Genomic DNA, 16,341 nt, shown 5'->3' on the forward strand with positions numbered 1-16,341 from the left:
CTTGAAAATAGCAGACAGAGTTGCTTATTGGCAGGTGTAGCGATTTTATTAAAAAGATTTTAAACAGGTTCTAAGAGAGTTCTTTGATGGGGAGTGTATTTATGGGGAAAAAAGAGAAGAAATACATAAACGTAGTAATCTTTTTTTCACTCGTTTTTTTTCTGGGGTATAATTCTATAATTTGGATTTATATAATGGGTATATTAATATTTTTAGCACCTTTTATTTTTAAAAGAGCTACTAAGAAAATAGTATTTTATAATACATTATCACTTATTGCTTTTATATCATTTGTGTATCTAACTAATTCTTGGTTTACATAAAAAGGTTGCTCCCAATGGAAACAACCTTTTTATTATGTTCTGTGAATTTCTTCATAGAATTTTATAATACTACTTCTTTCTCTAGATGGACTAGAATAAACCCAAACACGATACTTGACATATACATTAACAGCATCGTAATCATAAAACTTATGAACAGTAAACCAAACTTTTTCATTTGCATTCTTGTGTATATTATTAATAAGTTGACCAGTAATGTAACCAGCAACACCTTTGGCAAAAGTATTAACTATTATACCTGCAATACTTCCACCTAGTCCAGCCATTAAAGCGCTTGACATATGTTTGTCAAATTTGCTCCAGGCTACATTGTCTCCATCGTAACTGCCTAACCATCTCCAATTATAGGTTCCTTCACTTATAATTACTTTTTCACCACCATCTTGAATCATCAATGTTCCATTTTGATCCATAGACATGTCAGGATCCTTAAATGGAGATTTTGATTCACCTTCAATAATTTGTGGTTGAATAGGCTCCTTGTATGGGACCTTTGATTCATTTGAAATGAATTGTGGTTGTATTGCTTCTGAATGATTTGCTACATTTTTTTTTGTGTTTTCTGATGCTTGTACATCGGAAAAAGGAACCAAAACTGTGGAGAATAGTGCGCCTGTAACAGTTAGCATTGCAATTTGCTTTCTCAATATAACTCATCCTTTTTCTGAATATTTTAAACTCTATTCCATTATCTTGCTTTTCAAAAGAAATACAACATGTTCTAGCAAGAAAAAAACTTTCTCAATATTAAACGACAGTACAGCACAAATAGTTTTATATGATTGATTTAAAATAGAAATACAGAATAAGTTTAAAAAAAGTGAAACTAATTGGGTACTCACGGGCAGCGAGATCCCCATCTAACTTCTTTTGTTCAAGCTAAATTTTGAGGTGGGAGTTTTACTTCCTGTTAATGCGGGATAAAATCATCGTTATCCAGTTGAGAGATAGCATCTTAGAACCTGTTTATAGTCTCGTAAACATGTTAGGATGTTGCAAAAACAGGAGGTGAGTGTATGTCTTATCTAAGTGATATCAGCCGTGAAAAATTCGAAATCATTCGTGAGGAACTAGAAACATTTAGCAAACGAACGAGTCCGCGAAAATATAATAAATGTTTTTTACAAAAGTCTAGGGTGTGTCTAAAAACTATTTTTATGGTAGGATTACCTCAAATCATTTAGAGAGAGGTATTTTCTATGACACTACGCCGCTACGAACTTACAAATGAACAATGGGAACAAATCAAAGGCTTTTTCCCACCGTATTCTACTGGTCGTCCGCCTAAAAGAAGTAATCGTGAAATGTTCAATGCTATTTTATGGATAGCTAGGAGCGGCGCTCCCTGGCGTGATTTGCCAGACCATTACGGCTTATGGAAAACCGTGTATGCTCGCTTCTGCAAATGGTGTAATGAAGGTGTCTTACTGACTATTTTTCAAGAATTAAATGCTGAGCCGGATTTTGAAAATCTCAGCATAGATTCCACCAGTATCAAAGCGTATCAGCATAGTGCCGGTGCCAAAAAAAGGCCATAAATCATGAGTTTCATCAACATATTGGCATGAGTCGCGGTGGAAATATTTTTGATAGTACCCCCGTTTGCGAACTTTTGGATCAGATTTCGATTAAAGGCAGTAACATTCTTGGTGACCAGGCTTATGGCTCTCAGGCAATTCGTTAATATATTACCAATCGAGAAGCAACCCATACAATTCCGCCCAAATCAAATGCGAAAACTCCTTGGAAGGTTGATTGGTATTTGTATAAAGAACGCCATGTAGTAGAATGTTTTTTCAATAAAATCAAGCATTTCCGCAGAGTTGCGACACGTTATGATAAACTGGCAACTTCTTTTTTAGCATTTGTTTATGTCGCTGCTATTTTTCGATTGACGCAATGAACAATAGTTTTTAGACACACCCTAGTTTTATGACCAAAAAAAGAGTAAAGTATAAACTCGGCTCTTTTTTGACCACTGCCCACAAAAATGACCACACACTTAAAATAAACTAAATTAATTCAAGATAAAAAGAAGACATTTTGATTTATTTTTTTAGCGAAAGAATGCACTATAGTAATATAGGGTACACCAAAAGATATGATATACTTTATACGATGCATGTGGAGTGTGTGGCTTGGCTTAAGTTAGTATAATAGGAAAGCAGTTGATATAGAAAAAATCTATACCACCTGCTTTTTGGTTTACAAAAATACCATTCATAAGCGATTTTAGTTAAAATAAATATTGCTGATTTTCACAAATTATAAATTTAGATTTTGAAATTGTATTCATAGTGAGAGGATTTGAATTTGAAATGATAGATAATTTTTGGCGTGAATTACCACGACCATTTTTCGTACTTGCACCAATGGAAGATGTGACAGACGTTGTTTTCCGTCACGTAGTAAGTGAAGCTGGTCGTCCGGACGTATTCTTCACAGAGTTTACAAACTCGGATAGCTATTGCCATCCAGAAGGTATGAAAAGTGTACGTGGCCGTTTAATTTTTACAGAAGATGAACAACCGATGGTAGCACATATTTGGGGAGACAATCCCGAATACTTCCGTCAAATGAGTATCGGTATGGCAGAACTAGGATTTAAAGGCATCGATATTAATATGGGTTGCCCAGTACCGAATGTAGCATCAAGAGGGAAAGGTAGTGGCCTTATTCTACGTCCAGACGTTGCAGCAGAACTTATTCAAGCAGCAAAAGCGGGCGGACTACCTGTCAGCGTAAAAACAAGACTTGGCTTTAAAGAGTTAAGCGAGTGGGAAGATTGGTTAACGCACATCTTCAAACAAGATATTGCGAACCTTTCTATTCATTTACGCACAAGAGAAGAAATGAGCCAAGTAGATGCGCACTGGGAACTAATTCCGGAAATAAAAAAATTACGTGACCGTATTGCGCCAAATACGTTAATAACAATCAATGGAGACATCCTTGATCGTAAAATGGGGCTGGAACTTGCTGAAAAATACGGCATTGATGGCGTAATGATCGGAAGAGGCATCTTCAAAAATCCATTTGCGTTTGAAAAAGAGCCAAGAGAGCATAGCAGTAAAGAACATCTAGATCTTTTAAGACTACAACTTGATCTTCAAGATCAATATGCAGAAGTACTGCCACGCTCAATCACAGGGCTTCACCGCTTCTTCAAAATTTATGTAAAAGGCTTCCCTGGAGCTGCTGAATTGAGAAATCAATTGATGAGTACGAAATCGACTGATGAGGTGCGTGCTTTGTTGGATAAGTTTGAGGATAGTGTTGGTGTGGCTCAGGATAGTGAGACGGTTTAACTTTTAAGCAGTTAAATCATTTCATGTATGACATGAGTGAGTTGAAAATAAGCGTAGAGCTGGAAAAGAACAGTGTATTTGAGAAATCAAAGCACTGTTTTTTTCTTTTAGTTAATGTTAAGAGAGAAATCTTTTTATAGGCATATAAAAAACACGTAAGAGCTGTGTAGATACAATGATAGAGAAAAGTTCGGGTAAGACTATAAAACATATCTTTAAAATGTTAAAGTATTAATTTAGCGGATAATAACTAAAAGGTTAGATTAAACATGATAATTTAAAGCACGTTATAGGATAAACTTTAACTGCTGAATAAATAATCAACATTTCAGGAGGAAACCCAATGGCAATGAGCAACAACGATATATTAAAAAGAGTACGATACGCTTTAGACATAAGAGATATAGATATGGTAGAAATCTTTAAACTTGGCGGGATGGAAGTAACGAAAGAAGACGTAGTTGATATGCTTACAAAAATAAAGAGGGCTCCTCAGCATGAAGCTGAAAATGATGAGGTAGCTGAAGATGAGTACGTATTAACATGCGATATGATGATGTTAGAGGCATTTTTAAATGGATTTATTACTTTAAAAAGAGGAAAGCAAGATCCGAAACCAGGGCAGCCTGCACCTGTACAGAGCAAGGAGAGTGCCAATAACCTTCTTCTAAAGAAAATGAAAATCGCACTATCTTTAACGAGTGAGGATGTACTTGATATATTAGATAGCGTAGGCGTTACGGTAACAAAAGGAGAGTTAGGCGCTCTATTAAGAAAAAAAGGTCATAAAAATTACAAAGAGTGCGGCGATAGATACGCAAGGAATTTCATTAAGGGATTAGGTGTAAAGTATAGAGGGTGATAAGCTTGCTAAAGCAGTAAATGATATAATAGGTAGAGTAGGACGTTCGTATCCTACTCTTTTTTATTTGTAAAAATACTATGCTAGGTGATGAAATGGTACATACATATTTAGGTGAGACAATTAATTTTCATATAACTTATAAGAAGAAAAAGTCCGTGCGTCTTTTTGTGGATTCGTATGGAAATGTGGAAGTGCAGGCTCCGAAAGGAACACCTGTTGAATACTTAGTCCAGTTGCTAGAGGAGAAGTGGGATTGGATTCAGACAACACGTAAGGAAATGGCGGAGCGAGCGCATGGACCACAGGAAAAGGATTATGATCAAGGAGAGGGCTTTTTGTATTTAGGGAATACGTATCCGATACAGATTTCCCAAGATGCAAGCATTGAGCAAGACAATGCGATTTTTGAAGGGGATAAGTTACATATTTATGTAAAAGAGCTAAAGGATGAGAAAATACAGCAAGCTTTAAAACGATTTTACTATAAGCAGTGTAAGTCATTAGTAGAGAAGAGTATTAAAGCGCATCAAAGTAACTTTAAAACAAAACCACGTTCTATTCGTATTACAGATAGTAGTCGTACTTGGGGTACTTGCGATTCGAATTTACAACTAACATTCAATTGGAAGCTAGCAATGGCACCACAGCGAGTAATTGACTATGTAGTTGTTCATGAAATGTGTCATATGGTTCATTTAAATCATGATCGATCTTTTTGGCGTCTTGTCGGGAAGATAATGCCTGATTATAAAGAAATGGAGAATTGGTTAGCGTTATCTAGTTGGAAGATGACGGTTTAGGAAGGGATATCGATTTTTGTCTGTAAATCGATATTTCTTGTCGAATCGTTGATATATTGTGAGTTTTGATAGATATATTTTAAAAATCGTTGATATATTGTAAGTTATGATAGATATATTCGAAAAATCGTTGATATAATTTCATTTACTACAGGATTGTTCAACAAATCGAAAAGAGAAGAGGTCACAGCAGACATCTCCTCTTTTCGAGTATATAGATTATCGCCCAAACTTCACAATGAAAGTATCTGCTGTTTTCTCCATCTCATACCCGAGATACCCCTCCGAAAGCAAAGCCTGCTGTCCACTAGCATCACTCATTAGAATACTTTGAATATCCGTCCAATCGCTTTCTTTATCTCCGCGCAATTTCTTCACAAAAACATACCGCAGACTACCACCATACTTCTCCTTTAGTGCAGCAATCGCCATCCCTTGCGCAAACTTATCCTTCAAACTCGGGATGTTAAAAGGAGCAACGGTGCAGCATACATAATCATATTTGCTATCTTCTTTTTGTAATTCGTCCATGATGACGTTTGCTAATATTTTTTGCATCCCATTTCCTCGGCAGTTCGGATGAACGTTTGAGATTTCTTGATAGATAACGCGGTGTAGTTCACTTTCTGGCAAACCAATATCGAGCCCTAAATGTTCATCATCGATAGGAGGGACGAGTAGAGCGCGAAATGCGATGAGTTCGTTTTCGATAAAAGCACCGATCATCATGCCGTTTCCTTCTAGAATGTATTGAAATTCTTCTAACGATAGTGGTTGTAAACGACTTTTATCTTCTAGTGCTTCAACTACAATGTTTTGTAGTGATAAAATTTGTTCGATGTGCTCTAGTGATAGTAATGTAACGTGAAATGGATTGTTATTTTGTTTTAATGTTCCTTCGTATAGAACCGCCATATGATAGTCCTCCTTTAGCTTACAACGTCTTGAAAGACGGTGAGTTCTTGTAATGTATCTTCGTTTATTTCAATGCCGAGTCCAGGCTTTTCGTTTAAGCGAATGAATGGTACGTCGTAATGTAAGTTTCCGATGTCTTTTGTGAATTTTAATGGCCCTGTTAGCTCTACGCTCGTAATGATTTTCTTTGAGAAAGCGACATGGAATCCTGCGGAAGAGGCAACAGATGATTCGACCATTGATCCCACTTGGCATTCAATGCCTGCCATTTCTGCTTGATGAGCGAGCTTTACAGCTGGATATATGCCGCCGCATTTCATTAGTTTTATATTTACTTTATCAGCAGCTTCTAATTTAATAATTTGGCGCATTTCACGAGAACTTTTTAATCCTTCATCAATCATAAGCGGGAGGTCTGTTTTAGAACGAATATGAGCCATGGCATCAATATCGTCCGCGATAACAGGTTGTTCAATCCAGTCAATGTTTAAATGTCCTAATGAACGTAGTGCTGTTAATGTGTTTGCGCTATTTTTCCAGCCTTGGTTTACATCAACGCGAATAGCGATGTCATTTCCTACACGTTCTCGTACAGCTTCAATACGTTTTACATCTTCTTTTACATTTGTACCAACTTTCATTTTGAAAGATTGGTAACCTTTTTGAATCATAGAAGCAGCTTCTTCAGCCATGTTTTCTGGATCGGCAATACTTAAAACGTGAGTGACAGGGAATTCTTCATGGTAGCGCCCGCCAATTAATTGATATACAGGTTGATTTAGTTTTTTGCCCATTATATCAAAACAAGCAATATCAATTGCGGCTTTCGCTGTTGGAACACCGTAAATTGTATTGTCCATCATATCGTGTATTTTTTCGATATTCATTGGATTTTGCCCGATTAGAGCAGGGGTTAGCGTATGTTTTAAAGTATGGAAAGTACTTTCCCATGATTCACCTGTGACGTGATCATCAGCAACGCCTTCACCGTAACCGATAATACCTTCATCCGTTTCCATTTTGACGATAATAGAGGGCATATCAGAATAAGAGCCATAACTAATAACAAACGGATTGCGAAGCGGTAAACGAATTGCGTAAAGATGAGTAGCTGTAATTTTCATTGAATAGAAACCCCTTCCTGTTTACAATAGTTTTATAGATTTGATATAGTTGACGTTAAATAGTCGTTAATTAATGATAAGGAGTTAGAGAAAATGATGATAAAAATTGCAGTTGTCGGTTCAAAGGAATTTATGGACAACCTTTTTCCCATTGCTCAAAAATTAGAAGGAATAGAAATTGATCCATATATTTACCTTCATCCGGCGGAATCTTCTGAACTATTAAAGTGTTTAAAGCCTTGTGATGTCATCTTTTTCTCAGGTGCTTTACCTTATTATATGGCAAAAGAAATAAGAGAACAATTACGAATTCCAAGTATATACTTACAGCAAGACGAGACAACTGTCGCATCTTCAATTCTTTCTATCATGTATCATCAAAGTATTCAACCACATAACATTTCCATCGATTTAGTAGACCGCTCTTTTATTACAAATGTGTTCCATGATATCGGTATAAAAGAAAGCCCGCAAGTGTTGGATTATGAAAATATGCTGTGGAGTAAAGATGAGATAAATAGAGTTATCGATTTTCATGTAGCTAAATATCAATCTGGAGAGGCTCATTTAGCTTTAACTAGTATTCACGCTGTTTACGACGAGCTTCAAAAAATAGGTGTTCCTTCAGAGCGTATGATTGATCCAACACAATCCATTATACATGGGCTAAAAGATGCAAAAATAAAAGCTGAGTTAGCAAAAAGCTATTCAGCTACTGTTGGTGCTTGTATTATTTCTTCCTTAGAATTACGAACGAGTTTGCTTGAAAAACTAGATGTCATTTCAAAAGAACTACGTGGTTCATTTAAACAAGTGGATGAAATGACATGCATTTTGTATACAACTCGTGGTGATATCGAATCAATTATTAAAACAAATGCGATAGATAACTTGTTTGCGAGCGTAGAAGGAACGATAGCTATTGGATTTGGTTATGGGAAAAACGTGAAAGAAGCGGAGCAAAATGCAAAAATTGCTCAAAGTTTTGCAAAGAACAATCCAATAGATCGTTGTTTTTATATACTAACAAGTGATAAAGATTTGTTTGGTCCGTTCCCGAAAGAACAGAGAGTACAAAGTTTGAAAAATGATAATCCGGAACTAATGAAAATAGCGAAGGAAACAAAGCTTAGTCCGGCCAACTTGTCAAAAATCATTCAATTTAGTCAATCGCACCCGTCATTGAAGTTTACAGCAGCTGATCTTTCTGAGTACTTACAAGTGACTCGAAGATCGACAGAAAGGTTGTTAAAGAAATTAGTTGATTACGGGTATGCTCATATTTGCGGCGAGGAAATGCCCTATCAACAAGGGCGACCTCGCGCACTATATGAACTGAATTTACCGCTATTTTTAAGCTTCTAGTTGAGCTTTTTGTTTCTTTAGTAGTTCTGCTTTTTCAATGTCTGATAGTTTTACAATTGTGAAGCCTGTTATACCATAAATGATTGAGATAATAGGTACGATGAAATTCAAAATAGCATAAGGGGCATATTCAAATGCACCTACGCCAAGTGTAGCGAGAATAAATACACCGCACGTATTCCAAGGAACGAAGACAGAAGTTAATGTTCCGCCATCTTCTAATGCTCTGGATAAGTTTTTTGAATGTAGTCCTTTTTCTGTGTATGCATTTGCGTACATTCTTGAAGGGACAACAATTGAAATATATTGTTCAGAGCAAGTAAGGTTTGTTGCAAAACAAGATGCGATAGTAGAAGCGATAAGCCCTTTTGCTGATTTCGCTAACTTTAAAATTTGATTTACAATTGAGCGAAGAATACCTGTATGTTCTAATACTCCTCCGAAAGTCATAGCGACAATTGTCATCGAGACTGTATTCATCATCGAATCTAAGCCACCGCGGTTAAATAGTTCGTCTACTAGCTTGTTTCCAGTGTCTATAACAAATCCAGCTTGGAGTGCACCGACAGATGCTGAGACAGAACCACCTTGAATAAAGACTTGTGATAAAAATCCTAAAATAATACCGACGAGAATCGCTGGTATAGCAGGGACCTTTTTAGCGACCAATACCATAACGACTACGGGTATAATGAGTAGGAAAGGTGAGATAACAAAGTTTTGTTGCAATACTTGTAACGTTTGATCGATGCTCTTCGCATCAATATTGTTAGCGCCGAAGCTTCTTCCTAAGACCGCGTAGACGATAAGAGTAATAATTAAACCTGGAACTGTAGTAAATAACATATGACGAATGTGTGCGAATAAATCTGTATTTGTTAATCCTGCGGCTAAGTTAGTTGTGTCTGAAAGCGGTGACATTTTATCGCCAAAATAAGAGCCTGAAATAATGGCACCAGCAACCATTGGAGCTGGAATTCCCATACTTAGGCCAATTCCCATTCCAGCAACACCAATTGTGCCCAGTGTAGACCAAGAGCTACCAATTGCTAATGCAACGATAGAACAAATGACGGTAATGGAAACTAAAAATAGTGATGGAGTTAAAAGTTTTAAACCGTAATAAATCATCGTTGCGACGATTCCACCGCCAATCCAAGCACCAATTGTTAAGCCAACAAGAATAATAATGACGATAGCGGGTAATGCAAGACGAATCCCTTTATACATTGCTTCTTCAAGATCATTCCATTTGTAACCGTAACGCCAAGCGACAATAGAAGCAACGGTTGTACCAATAATAAGTGGAACGTGAGGGGTTTGTTTTAATATAACAATTGTAACCATCATAACTGCAACGGTAATGATAATAGGGATAATCGCTATTCCAAAAGGTATTTCTTTTTTCATAAAGTTCCTCCTTGTTACGTATGTTTGTTTGTATTTTTAGAATCGTCGTAAAATAGACGTTTATTAGGTTATGATAACTAAAAGTTTATGTAAGCGTCAACATAAAAAACAGAAAATAAGGAATATTCTAGTTGTTTGTTTGGTTTGTAATATAAGTGCAGAGTAAGCTTTTTAAGTATTTAAAAATAAACAATTGACTTTTTTCTTAAAATTCAATATGTTCATAAAAACATCTGTTTTTCATAAGTATAATTAACCCGAATCGTTTGTAATGTGGGAAGGAGACTGGAACGTTGAAAACATTAGAACTACAAGAGCGCTTAACGGAGATTTTTCAGCATTTACACGAAAACCCTGAAGTAAGTTGGAAAGAATATGAAACGACAGCGTATATTACTGACTTTTTAAAAGAAGAAGGAATTTCATATAGAACATTTGATGATTGTCCAGGTGTAATTGCTGAGATTGGAGGCGGGAATCCAGTTATTGCGATTCGTGCTGATATGGATGCACTTTGGCAAGAAGTAAATGGAGAATTTAAAGCGAACCATTCATGTGGCCATGATGCTCATATGACCATTGTAATGGGACTTATTTTACAATTGAAAAATATGAGATGGAAAAGTGGTACGGTTAGATTTATTTTTCAGCCAGCAGAAGAGAAGGGGAATGGTGCTTTGAAGATGGTGGAGAAAGGTGCTGTAGATGATGCTGATTTCTTATTTGGCGTCCATCTAAGACCAATTGAAGAACTATCTTTGAAACAAGCAGCCCCATCTATTCGTCATGGAGCAGCAGGATTTTTAGAGGGTATGATTCATGGGGAGGATGCACACGGGGCAAGACCACATCAAGGTGTGAATGCAATTGATGTCATTTCCATGATTAATATCGGTTTGAAAAATATCTGGCTGCCACCGCAAAGTTCTTATTCAGTAAAAATGACGAGATGCCAAGCTGGTGGTGATAATTTAAATATTATTCCGGGAAATGGTCATTTCAGTTTAGATGTAAGAGCAGAGAGTAATATACTATTAGAAGAATTAAAGAAAAAGATTGAGCATGTAATAGAATCAGCTGCATCGATGGGGTCGAAAACTTCATACGAATGGATGGATCTTGCACCAGGAGCAGAGGTTTCCGAAGAAGCAGAGCGCTTTATGCGTAAAGGTATTCTCGAAGTGTATGGGGAAGAGAGATGCACAGGGCCTCTCTATACGACAGGAAGCGATGATTTCCATTACTATACAGTGAAAAGACCACATTTAAAAGCTGTCATGCTTGGACTAGGAGCAGACCTACAACCTGGATTACACCATCCGTATATGAGGTTTGATCATAGTTGTATTATGGATGGGGTAGAAATATTGAAACAAACTGTATTGAAAGTGTTAGAAGACAGGGGCTAGAGAGCTCCTGTTTTTTTGTCGTGAATTGTCGGCAAATCGATATATTTGAAAAACCGTTGATATATTTTGAGTTATGATAGATATATTGAGAAAATCGTTGATATATTTGAAGTTACGATAGATATATTAAGAAAATCGTTAATATAATTTCACATACCTATTAATTGGATGAAAAATGAGCCTCCAGTATATGGTGTATAATAATAAGTACCATTTTTTAATAGGAGAAAACGAATGAACGAACAATATTACGATGCAGTTTTACATATAAAAACAGTCGGTGAGCAAAAAGGGTTTAACAAGTCTATGCATTATCACCGCTATGAACCGACGCCGTATAGCGGGTTAGATGAGTTATTGAATCAATATGAAATACGAAGTAGCGACCGAATTGTAGACTTTGGGTGCGGAAAAGGGCGATTAAACTTTTATATGCATCATAAATGTGGTGCTTCAGCAGTTGGAATTGAAATGAATGAAGAGTTTTATAAAGAAGCGATGGATAATCTTGATCGTTATGCACGAAAGGCACGAAACAGTAAGGGGAAAATTCAATTCCAATGTTGTTTAGCGCAGGAATATGAGATTGATCCACATGATAATAGATTTTATTTCTTTAATCCGTTTTCTGTACAAGTGTTTATGAATGTAGTAAATAACATTTTACTTTCGGTAGAAGAAATGGGGAGAGAAGTGGATATTATTTTATATTATCCTTCTGAGGACTATATTTTTTTCTTAGAAAATCAGACTGCGTTTGAGCTGAAGAAAGAAGTTAGATTGTCAGGTGCTTATGAGAAGAATGGGAATGAGAGGTTTTTAGTTTATACATTAGGTTAATAAAAAACAGGTGCCAAGGCACCTGTTTTTTATTAGTTACGGATTAAGTAATCAAATGCACCTAAAGCTGCGTTTGCACCTGAACCCATAGAGATGATGATTTGTTTGTACGGATTATTTGTACAGTCACCTGCAGCAAACACTCCTGGTACGTTTGTAGCACCGTGCTTGTCTGTTACGATTTCACCGCGAACGCGTTCAACTGTTTCGCCTAACCAGTCTGTGTTTGGAACAAGACCAATTTGTACGAATACACCTTGTAATTCAACGTGATGAACTTCTTCAGTTTCACGATCGATGTAAGAAATACCGTTTACTTTGTCAGTACCAGTGATTTCTTTCGTTTGAACGTTTTTCAGAACAGTTACGTTTGGTAAGCTGTTAAGACGCTCTTGTAATACAGCATCAGCTTTTAATTCTGGCATGAATTCAAGAACAGTTACGTGCTTAACGATACCTGCTAAGTCGATAGCCGCTTCAATACCAGAGTTACCTCCGCCGATAACTGCTACGTCTTTTCCAGTGAATAATGGACCGTCACAGTGTGGGCAGTATGCTACACCTTTATTTTTGAACTCAGCTTCACCTGGTACGCCAACATTACGCCAGCGAGCACCTGTAGAAACGATTACGCTCTTACTTTTCAGAATAGCGCCGTTTTCAAGTTCCACTTCAATAAGTTCTTTTTTCTCTAAACGTTTCGCACGTTGTAGATTCATTACATCGATGTCGTATTCTTTTACGTGTTCTTCAAGGCTTGCTACTAGCTTAGGACCTTCAGTCTTTTTTACGCTGATGAAGTTCTCAATGCCCATAGTATCCATTACTTGACCACCGAAGCGCTCAGCAACGATACCAGTGCGGATGCCTTTACGTGCTGCGTAAATTGCTGCACTTGCACCAGCAGGGCCACCACCAACAACAAGAACATCGTATGGATCTTTATCAGAAAGCTCTGATGCATCTGGACCGTTACCCATTTTAGCTAAAATTTCTTCAAGTGTCATACGACCGCTTCCGAAAGATTCGCCGTTTAGGTAAACAGTTGGTACTGCCATGATGTCTTTGCTTTCTACTTCCTCTTTGAATGCAGCGCCATCAATCATAGTATGTGTAATACCAGGGTTAAGAACGCTCATTACGTTAAGAGCTTGTACAACATCAGGACAGTTATGACAACTTAGGCTGATATAAGATTCAAAATGATATTCGCCTTGAATGTTTTTAATTTGATCGATTAATTTTTGTTCAACTTTTGGAGCGCGTCCACTTACTTGTAGTAAAGCTAACACTAATGATGTAAATTCGTGTCCTAATGGAATACCAGCGAATACGACACCAGTGTCTTCACCAGGGCGGTTTACGCTAAAGCTTGGTGTTCTCTCTAATTCAACTTTTTCTACTGTAATCTTAGATGACATAGTAGCTAATTCGTCTACTAGAGCTAACATATCTTTAGATACGTTATCGTCTCCTGCGCTTACCTTAAGTAAAATATCGTTCTCCATTAATTGAAGGTATTGGGATAGTTGTGTTTTTATATCTGCATCTAGTATCATTTTGATCGAACTCCTTAGATTTTGCCTACAAGGTCAAGGCTTGGTTTAAGTGTTGCAGAACCCTCTTGCCATTTAGCTGGGCAAACTTCACCTGGGTTGTTACGTACGTATTGAGCAGCTTTAATTTTGTTAACAAGAATGCTTGCGTCACGGCCGATACCGTCAGCATTGATTTCCATAGATTGGATAACGCCGTCTGGATCGATGATGAATGTACCACGAGCAGCAAGACCTTCCTCTTCCATTAAAACGTTGAAGTTTGTAGTGATTGTGCGAGTTGGGTCACCAATCATGATGTACTCGATTTTGCCGATAGTTTCTGAGCTATCATGCCATGCTTTGTGAGTGAAGTGAGTGTCTGTAGATACAGAGTATACTTCAACGCCTAAGTCTTTTAGAGTTGCGTATTGGTTTTGTAAGTCTTCAAGTTCAGTTGGGCAAACGAATGTGAAGTCAGCTGGGTAGAAACAAACTACACTCCATTTTCCTTTTAAACTTTCGTCAGTAACTTGGATAAATTCTCCATTATGGTAAGCATTAGCTTTAAACGGTTTTACTTCTGTGCCGATTAATAACATATTAAAATTCCTCCTAAATGTTGGTTTTGAGCATCAAAAAATAGTGTGCTCATAAAATATATTTTTTAATTAACTATAATAATTCTAATTCGATATTAATTATCATATAGAAGTGGTTATTTTGTCAAGAGAATAAACCAACTTTATACCGATTTAATTAATATTTATTCTCAATTAAGGCTAACAGAGAATGGAAAGGTAACTTTAAGTTTATAAATTTTCAATGATTGTTTGAAAGAGTAGTGTGTATGTTAGAGATATGGTGTAAGTGTAAATTCTTAGGAAGGAAATATTTCTTAGAAGTTATGTATTTGAAAAGGAACTGCTTATTTCTATTTTACAAAGAATTGTGCGATAAATAAAATAAAATGAATCGAAATCTTTTTGAACAATTTTTGTCATCTCGAATATATAATTAGGAAGTATATTACGATGATAGTTAGAAATATTGACTCAAAGTGCTAACGAGATATAATAAAACCTAGATATACCTTTCAAAAAGAAGAATACATATTTATAGGATGAAAAAATTCAACCTATTATTTTTTATAGCTTTTAGAAAACGCTTACAATTGGTGTGGAGGGGAAACCATGTCTAAGTTCACAAAGTATTTTTTAATGGAAGCTAAAGATGTGATTGCATATGTGAAAGAGAAATTATCTAAGTTTGAAAATGCAAAGGGGTTACAGTGTAAAGAAATAGGTGATGGCAATTTAAATTATGTGTTCCGCGTTTGGGATGAAAAAGAGAACATGTCTGTCATCGTAAAGCAAGCTGGGGATACAGCTCGCATTTCAGATGAGTTTAAGTTGTCGACGAATCGTATTCGTATAGAATCAGATGTTTTGCAGTTAGAGGATGAGTTAGCACCTGGACTTGTTCCTAAGGTGTATTTATTTGATAGTGTGATGAATTGTTGCGTAATGGAAGATTTATCGGATCACACAATATTACGTACAGCACTTATAAATCATCAAATATTTCCGAGGCTTGCGGATGATTTAACTACTTTTATGGTAAATACACTTTTGTTAACATCGGATGTTGTAATGAATCATAAAGAGAAGAAGGAACTTGTGAAGAATTATATAAATCCTGAATTATGTGAGATTACAGAGGACCTCGTATATTCAGAACCATTTACCAATCATAATAAGCGTAATGAGTTATTTCCGTTAAATGAGGGATGGATTAGGGAACATATATATAGTGATAAAGAGCTTCGTATGGAAGTAGCGAAACGTAAATTTTCTTTTATGACGAATGCACAGGCATTACTTCATGGTGATTTACATACTGGTTCTGTTTTTGTAAGAGATGATTCTACAAAGGTTATTGATCCTGAGTTTGCTTTTTATGGACCTATGGGATATGACGTTGGGAATGTAATGGCGAATTTAATGTTTGCTTGGGTGAATGCAGATGCAACGATGCCACCTGGAGCTGAGAAAGATACGTATATGGATTGGTTACAAACTACGATGGTAGAGGTAATTGATTTATTTAAGCAGAAGTTTTTAGGTGCTTGGGATATTCATGTGACCGAGATTATGGCGAAGGAAGAAGGCTTTAGCGAAGTCTATTTGCAATCTGTATTAGAGGATACAGCTGCAGTGACAGGTCTGGAATTAATTCGCCGTATTGTTGGATTAGCGAAAGTAAAAGATATTACTTGTATTGGGAATGAGGAAGCACGTGCTAGAGCGGAGCGAATTTGTCTTCAAGTAGCGAAGAGTTTTATTTTACGAGCGAATCAATATAGAACGGGCACAAGTTTTGTAGAAACGTTAAAAGAACAGTCAACGCACTACGCGAAGTAAGGG

General features: G+C 36.5%; 14 protein-coding genes. 8 read left to right on the forward strand and 6 right to left on the reverse strand.

Annotated features, from left to right (window positions below; translation table 11 throughout):
- Positions 1-355 precede the first annotated feature (355 nt).
- On the reverse strand, positions 356-991 hold the full coding sequence (locus ACQRBL_RS01670) for a hypothetical protein (protein ID WP_411996509.1): 636 nt from the start codon (positions 989-991) through the stop codon (positions 356-358).
- A 552-nt stretch (positions 992-1,543) separates the two neighbouring features.
- Between ACQRBL_RS01670 and ACQRBL_RS01675 the strand changes: the two genes are divergently transcribed.
- From ACQRBL_RS01675 to ACQRBL_RS01690, 4 genes are all read left to right on the forward strand, one after another.
- Positions 1,544-1,882, forward strand: a complete 339-nt coding sequence (locus tag ACQRBL_RS01675) for an IS5 family transposase (RefSeq protein WP_411996508.1) — start codon at positions 1,544-1,546, stop codon at positions 1,880-1,882.
- 780 nt (positions 1,883-2,662) lie between these two features.
- Positions 2,663-3,652, forward strand: coding sequence for a tRNA dihydrouridine synthase (locus tag ACQRBL_RS01680; RefSeq protein ID WP_000566708.1), 990 nt, complete (start codon positions 2,663-2,665; stop codon positions 3,650-3,652).
- Positions 3,653-3,995: 343 nt separating this feature from the next.
- Positions 3,996-4,514 (forward strand): DUF1456 family protein, encoded by a 519-nt coding sequence (locus tag ACQRBL_RS01685; protein ID WP_001251731.1) that lies wholly within the window; start codon positions 3,996-3,998, stop codon positions 4,512-4,514.
- Positions 4,515-4,609: 95 nt separating this feature from the next.
- Entirely contained in the window at positions 4,610-5,317 is a 708-nt protein-coding gene (locus tag ACQRBL_RS01690; RefSeq protein WP_000233754.1) for a M48 family metallopeptidase, read from the forward strand.
- 219 nt (positions 5,318-5,536) lie between these two features.
- Here ACQRBL_RS01690 and ACQRBL_RS01695 read toward each other — a convergent pair whose 3' ends face one another.
- Entirely contained in the window at positions 5,537-6,232 is a 696-nt protein-coding gene (locus tag ACQRBL_RS01695) for a hypothetical protein (RefSeq protein WP_000279914.1), read from the reverse strand.
- 14 nt (positions 6,233-6,246) lie between these two features.
- Entirely contained in the window at positions 6,247-7,356 is a 1,110-nt protein-coding gene (locus tag ACQRBL_RS01700) for a mandelate racemase/muconate lactonizing enzyme family protein (RefSeq protein ID WP_411996507.1), read from the reverse strand.
- Between the two features lie 93 nt (positions 7,357-7,449).
- Here ACQRBL_RS01700 and ACQRBL_RS01705 point away from each other — a divergent pair, with 93 nt between their 5' ends.
- Complete coding sequence (locus ACQRBL_RS01705) at positions 7,450-8,721, forward strand: transcriptional regulator (RefSeq protein ID WP_411996506.1); 1,272 nt, start codon at positions 7,450-7,452, stop codon at positions 8,719-8,721.
- Here the strand turns inward: ACQRBL_RS01705 and nhaC are convergent.
- Positions 8,710-10,131 (reverse strand): Na+/H+ antiporter NhaC, encoded by a 1,422-nt coding sequence (gene nhaC, locus ACQRBL_RS01710; protein ID WP_411996505.1) that lies wholly within the window; start codon positions 10,129-10,131, stop codon positions 8,710-8,712. The genes ACQRBL_RS01705 and nhaC overlap by 12 nt on opposite strands.
- A gap of 293 nt (positions 10,132-10,424) precedes the next feature.
- Between nhaC and ACQRBL_RS01715 the strand changes: the two genes are divergently transcribed.
- A complete protein-coding gene (locus ACQRBL_RS01715) occupies positions 10,425-11,540 on the forward strand; it encodes a M20 peptidase aminoacylase family protein (RefSeq protein ID WP_000853516.1) in 1,116 nt (371 codons plus the stop codon).
- Positions 11,541-11,774: 234 nt separating this feature from the next.
- The gene (locus ACQRBL_RS01720; RefSeq protein ID WP_411996504.1) at positions 11,775-12,380 is read left to right on the forward strand and encodes an SAM-dependent methyltransferase; all 606 of its coding nucleotides are present in this window, start codon (positions 11,775-11,777) and stop codon (positions 12,378-12,380) included.
- A gap of 32 nt (positions 12,381-12,412) precedes the next feature.
- Here the strand turns inward: ACQRBL_RS01720 and ahpF are convergent, their stop codons facing one another.
- Positions 12,413-13,939 carry an alkyl hydroperoxide reductase subunit F gene (gene ahpF, locus ACQRBL_RS01725; protein ID WP_000599501.1) on the reverse strand — a complete coding sequence of 509 codons (1,527 nt, stop codon included), beginning with the start codon at positions 13,937-13,939 and terminating at the stop codon, positions 12,413-12,415.
- Positions 13,940-13,953: 14 nt separating this feature from the next.
- The gene (gene ahpC / locus ACQRBL_RS01730; protein ID WP_000924420.1) at positions 13,954-14,517 is read right to left on the reverse strand and encodes an alkyl hydroperoxide reductase subunit C; all 564 of its coding nucleotides are present in this window, start codon (positions 14,515-14,517) and stop codon (positions 13,954-13,956) included.
- Between the two features lie 591 nt (positions 14,518-15,108).
- Here ahpC and mtnK point away from each other — a divergent pair.
- Positions 15,109-16,338, forward strand: coding sequence for an S-methyl-5-thioribose kinase (gene mtnK / locus ACQRBL_RS01735; RefSeq protein ID WP_098519473.1), 1,230 nt, complete (start codon positions 15,109-15,111; stop codon positions 16,336-16,338).
- Positions 16,339-16,341: the final 3 nt, after the last annotated feature.

Source organism: Bacillus sp. AF62 (genome assembly GCF_050312695.1).
Lineage (GTDB): Bacteria > Bacillota > Bacilli > Bacillales > Bacillaceae_G > Bacillus_A > Bacillus_A cereus.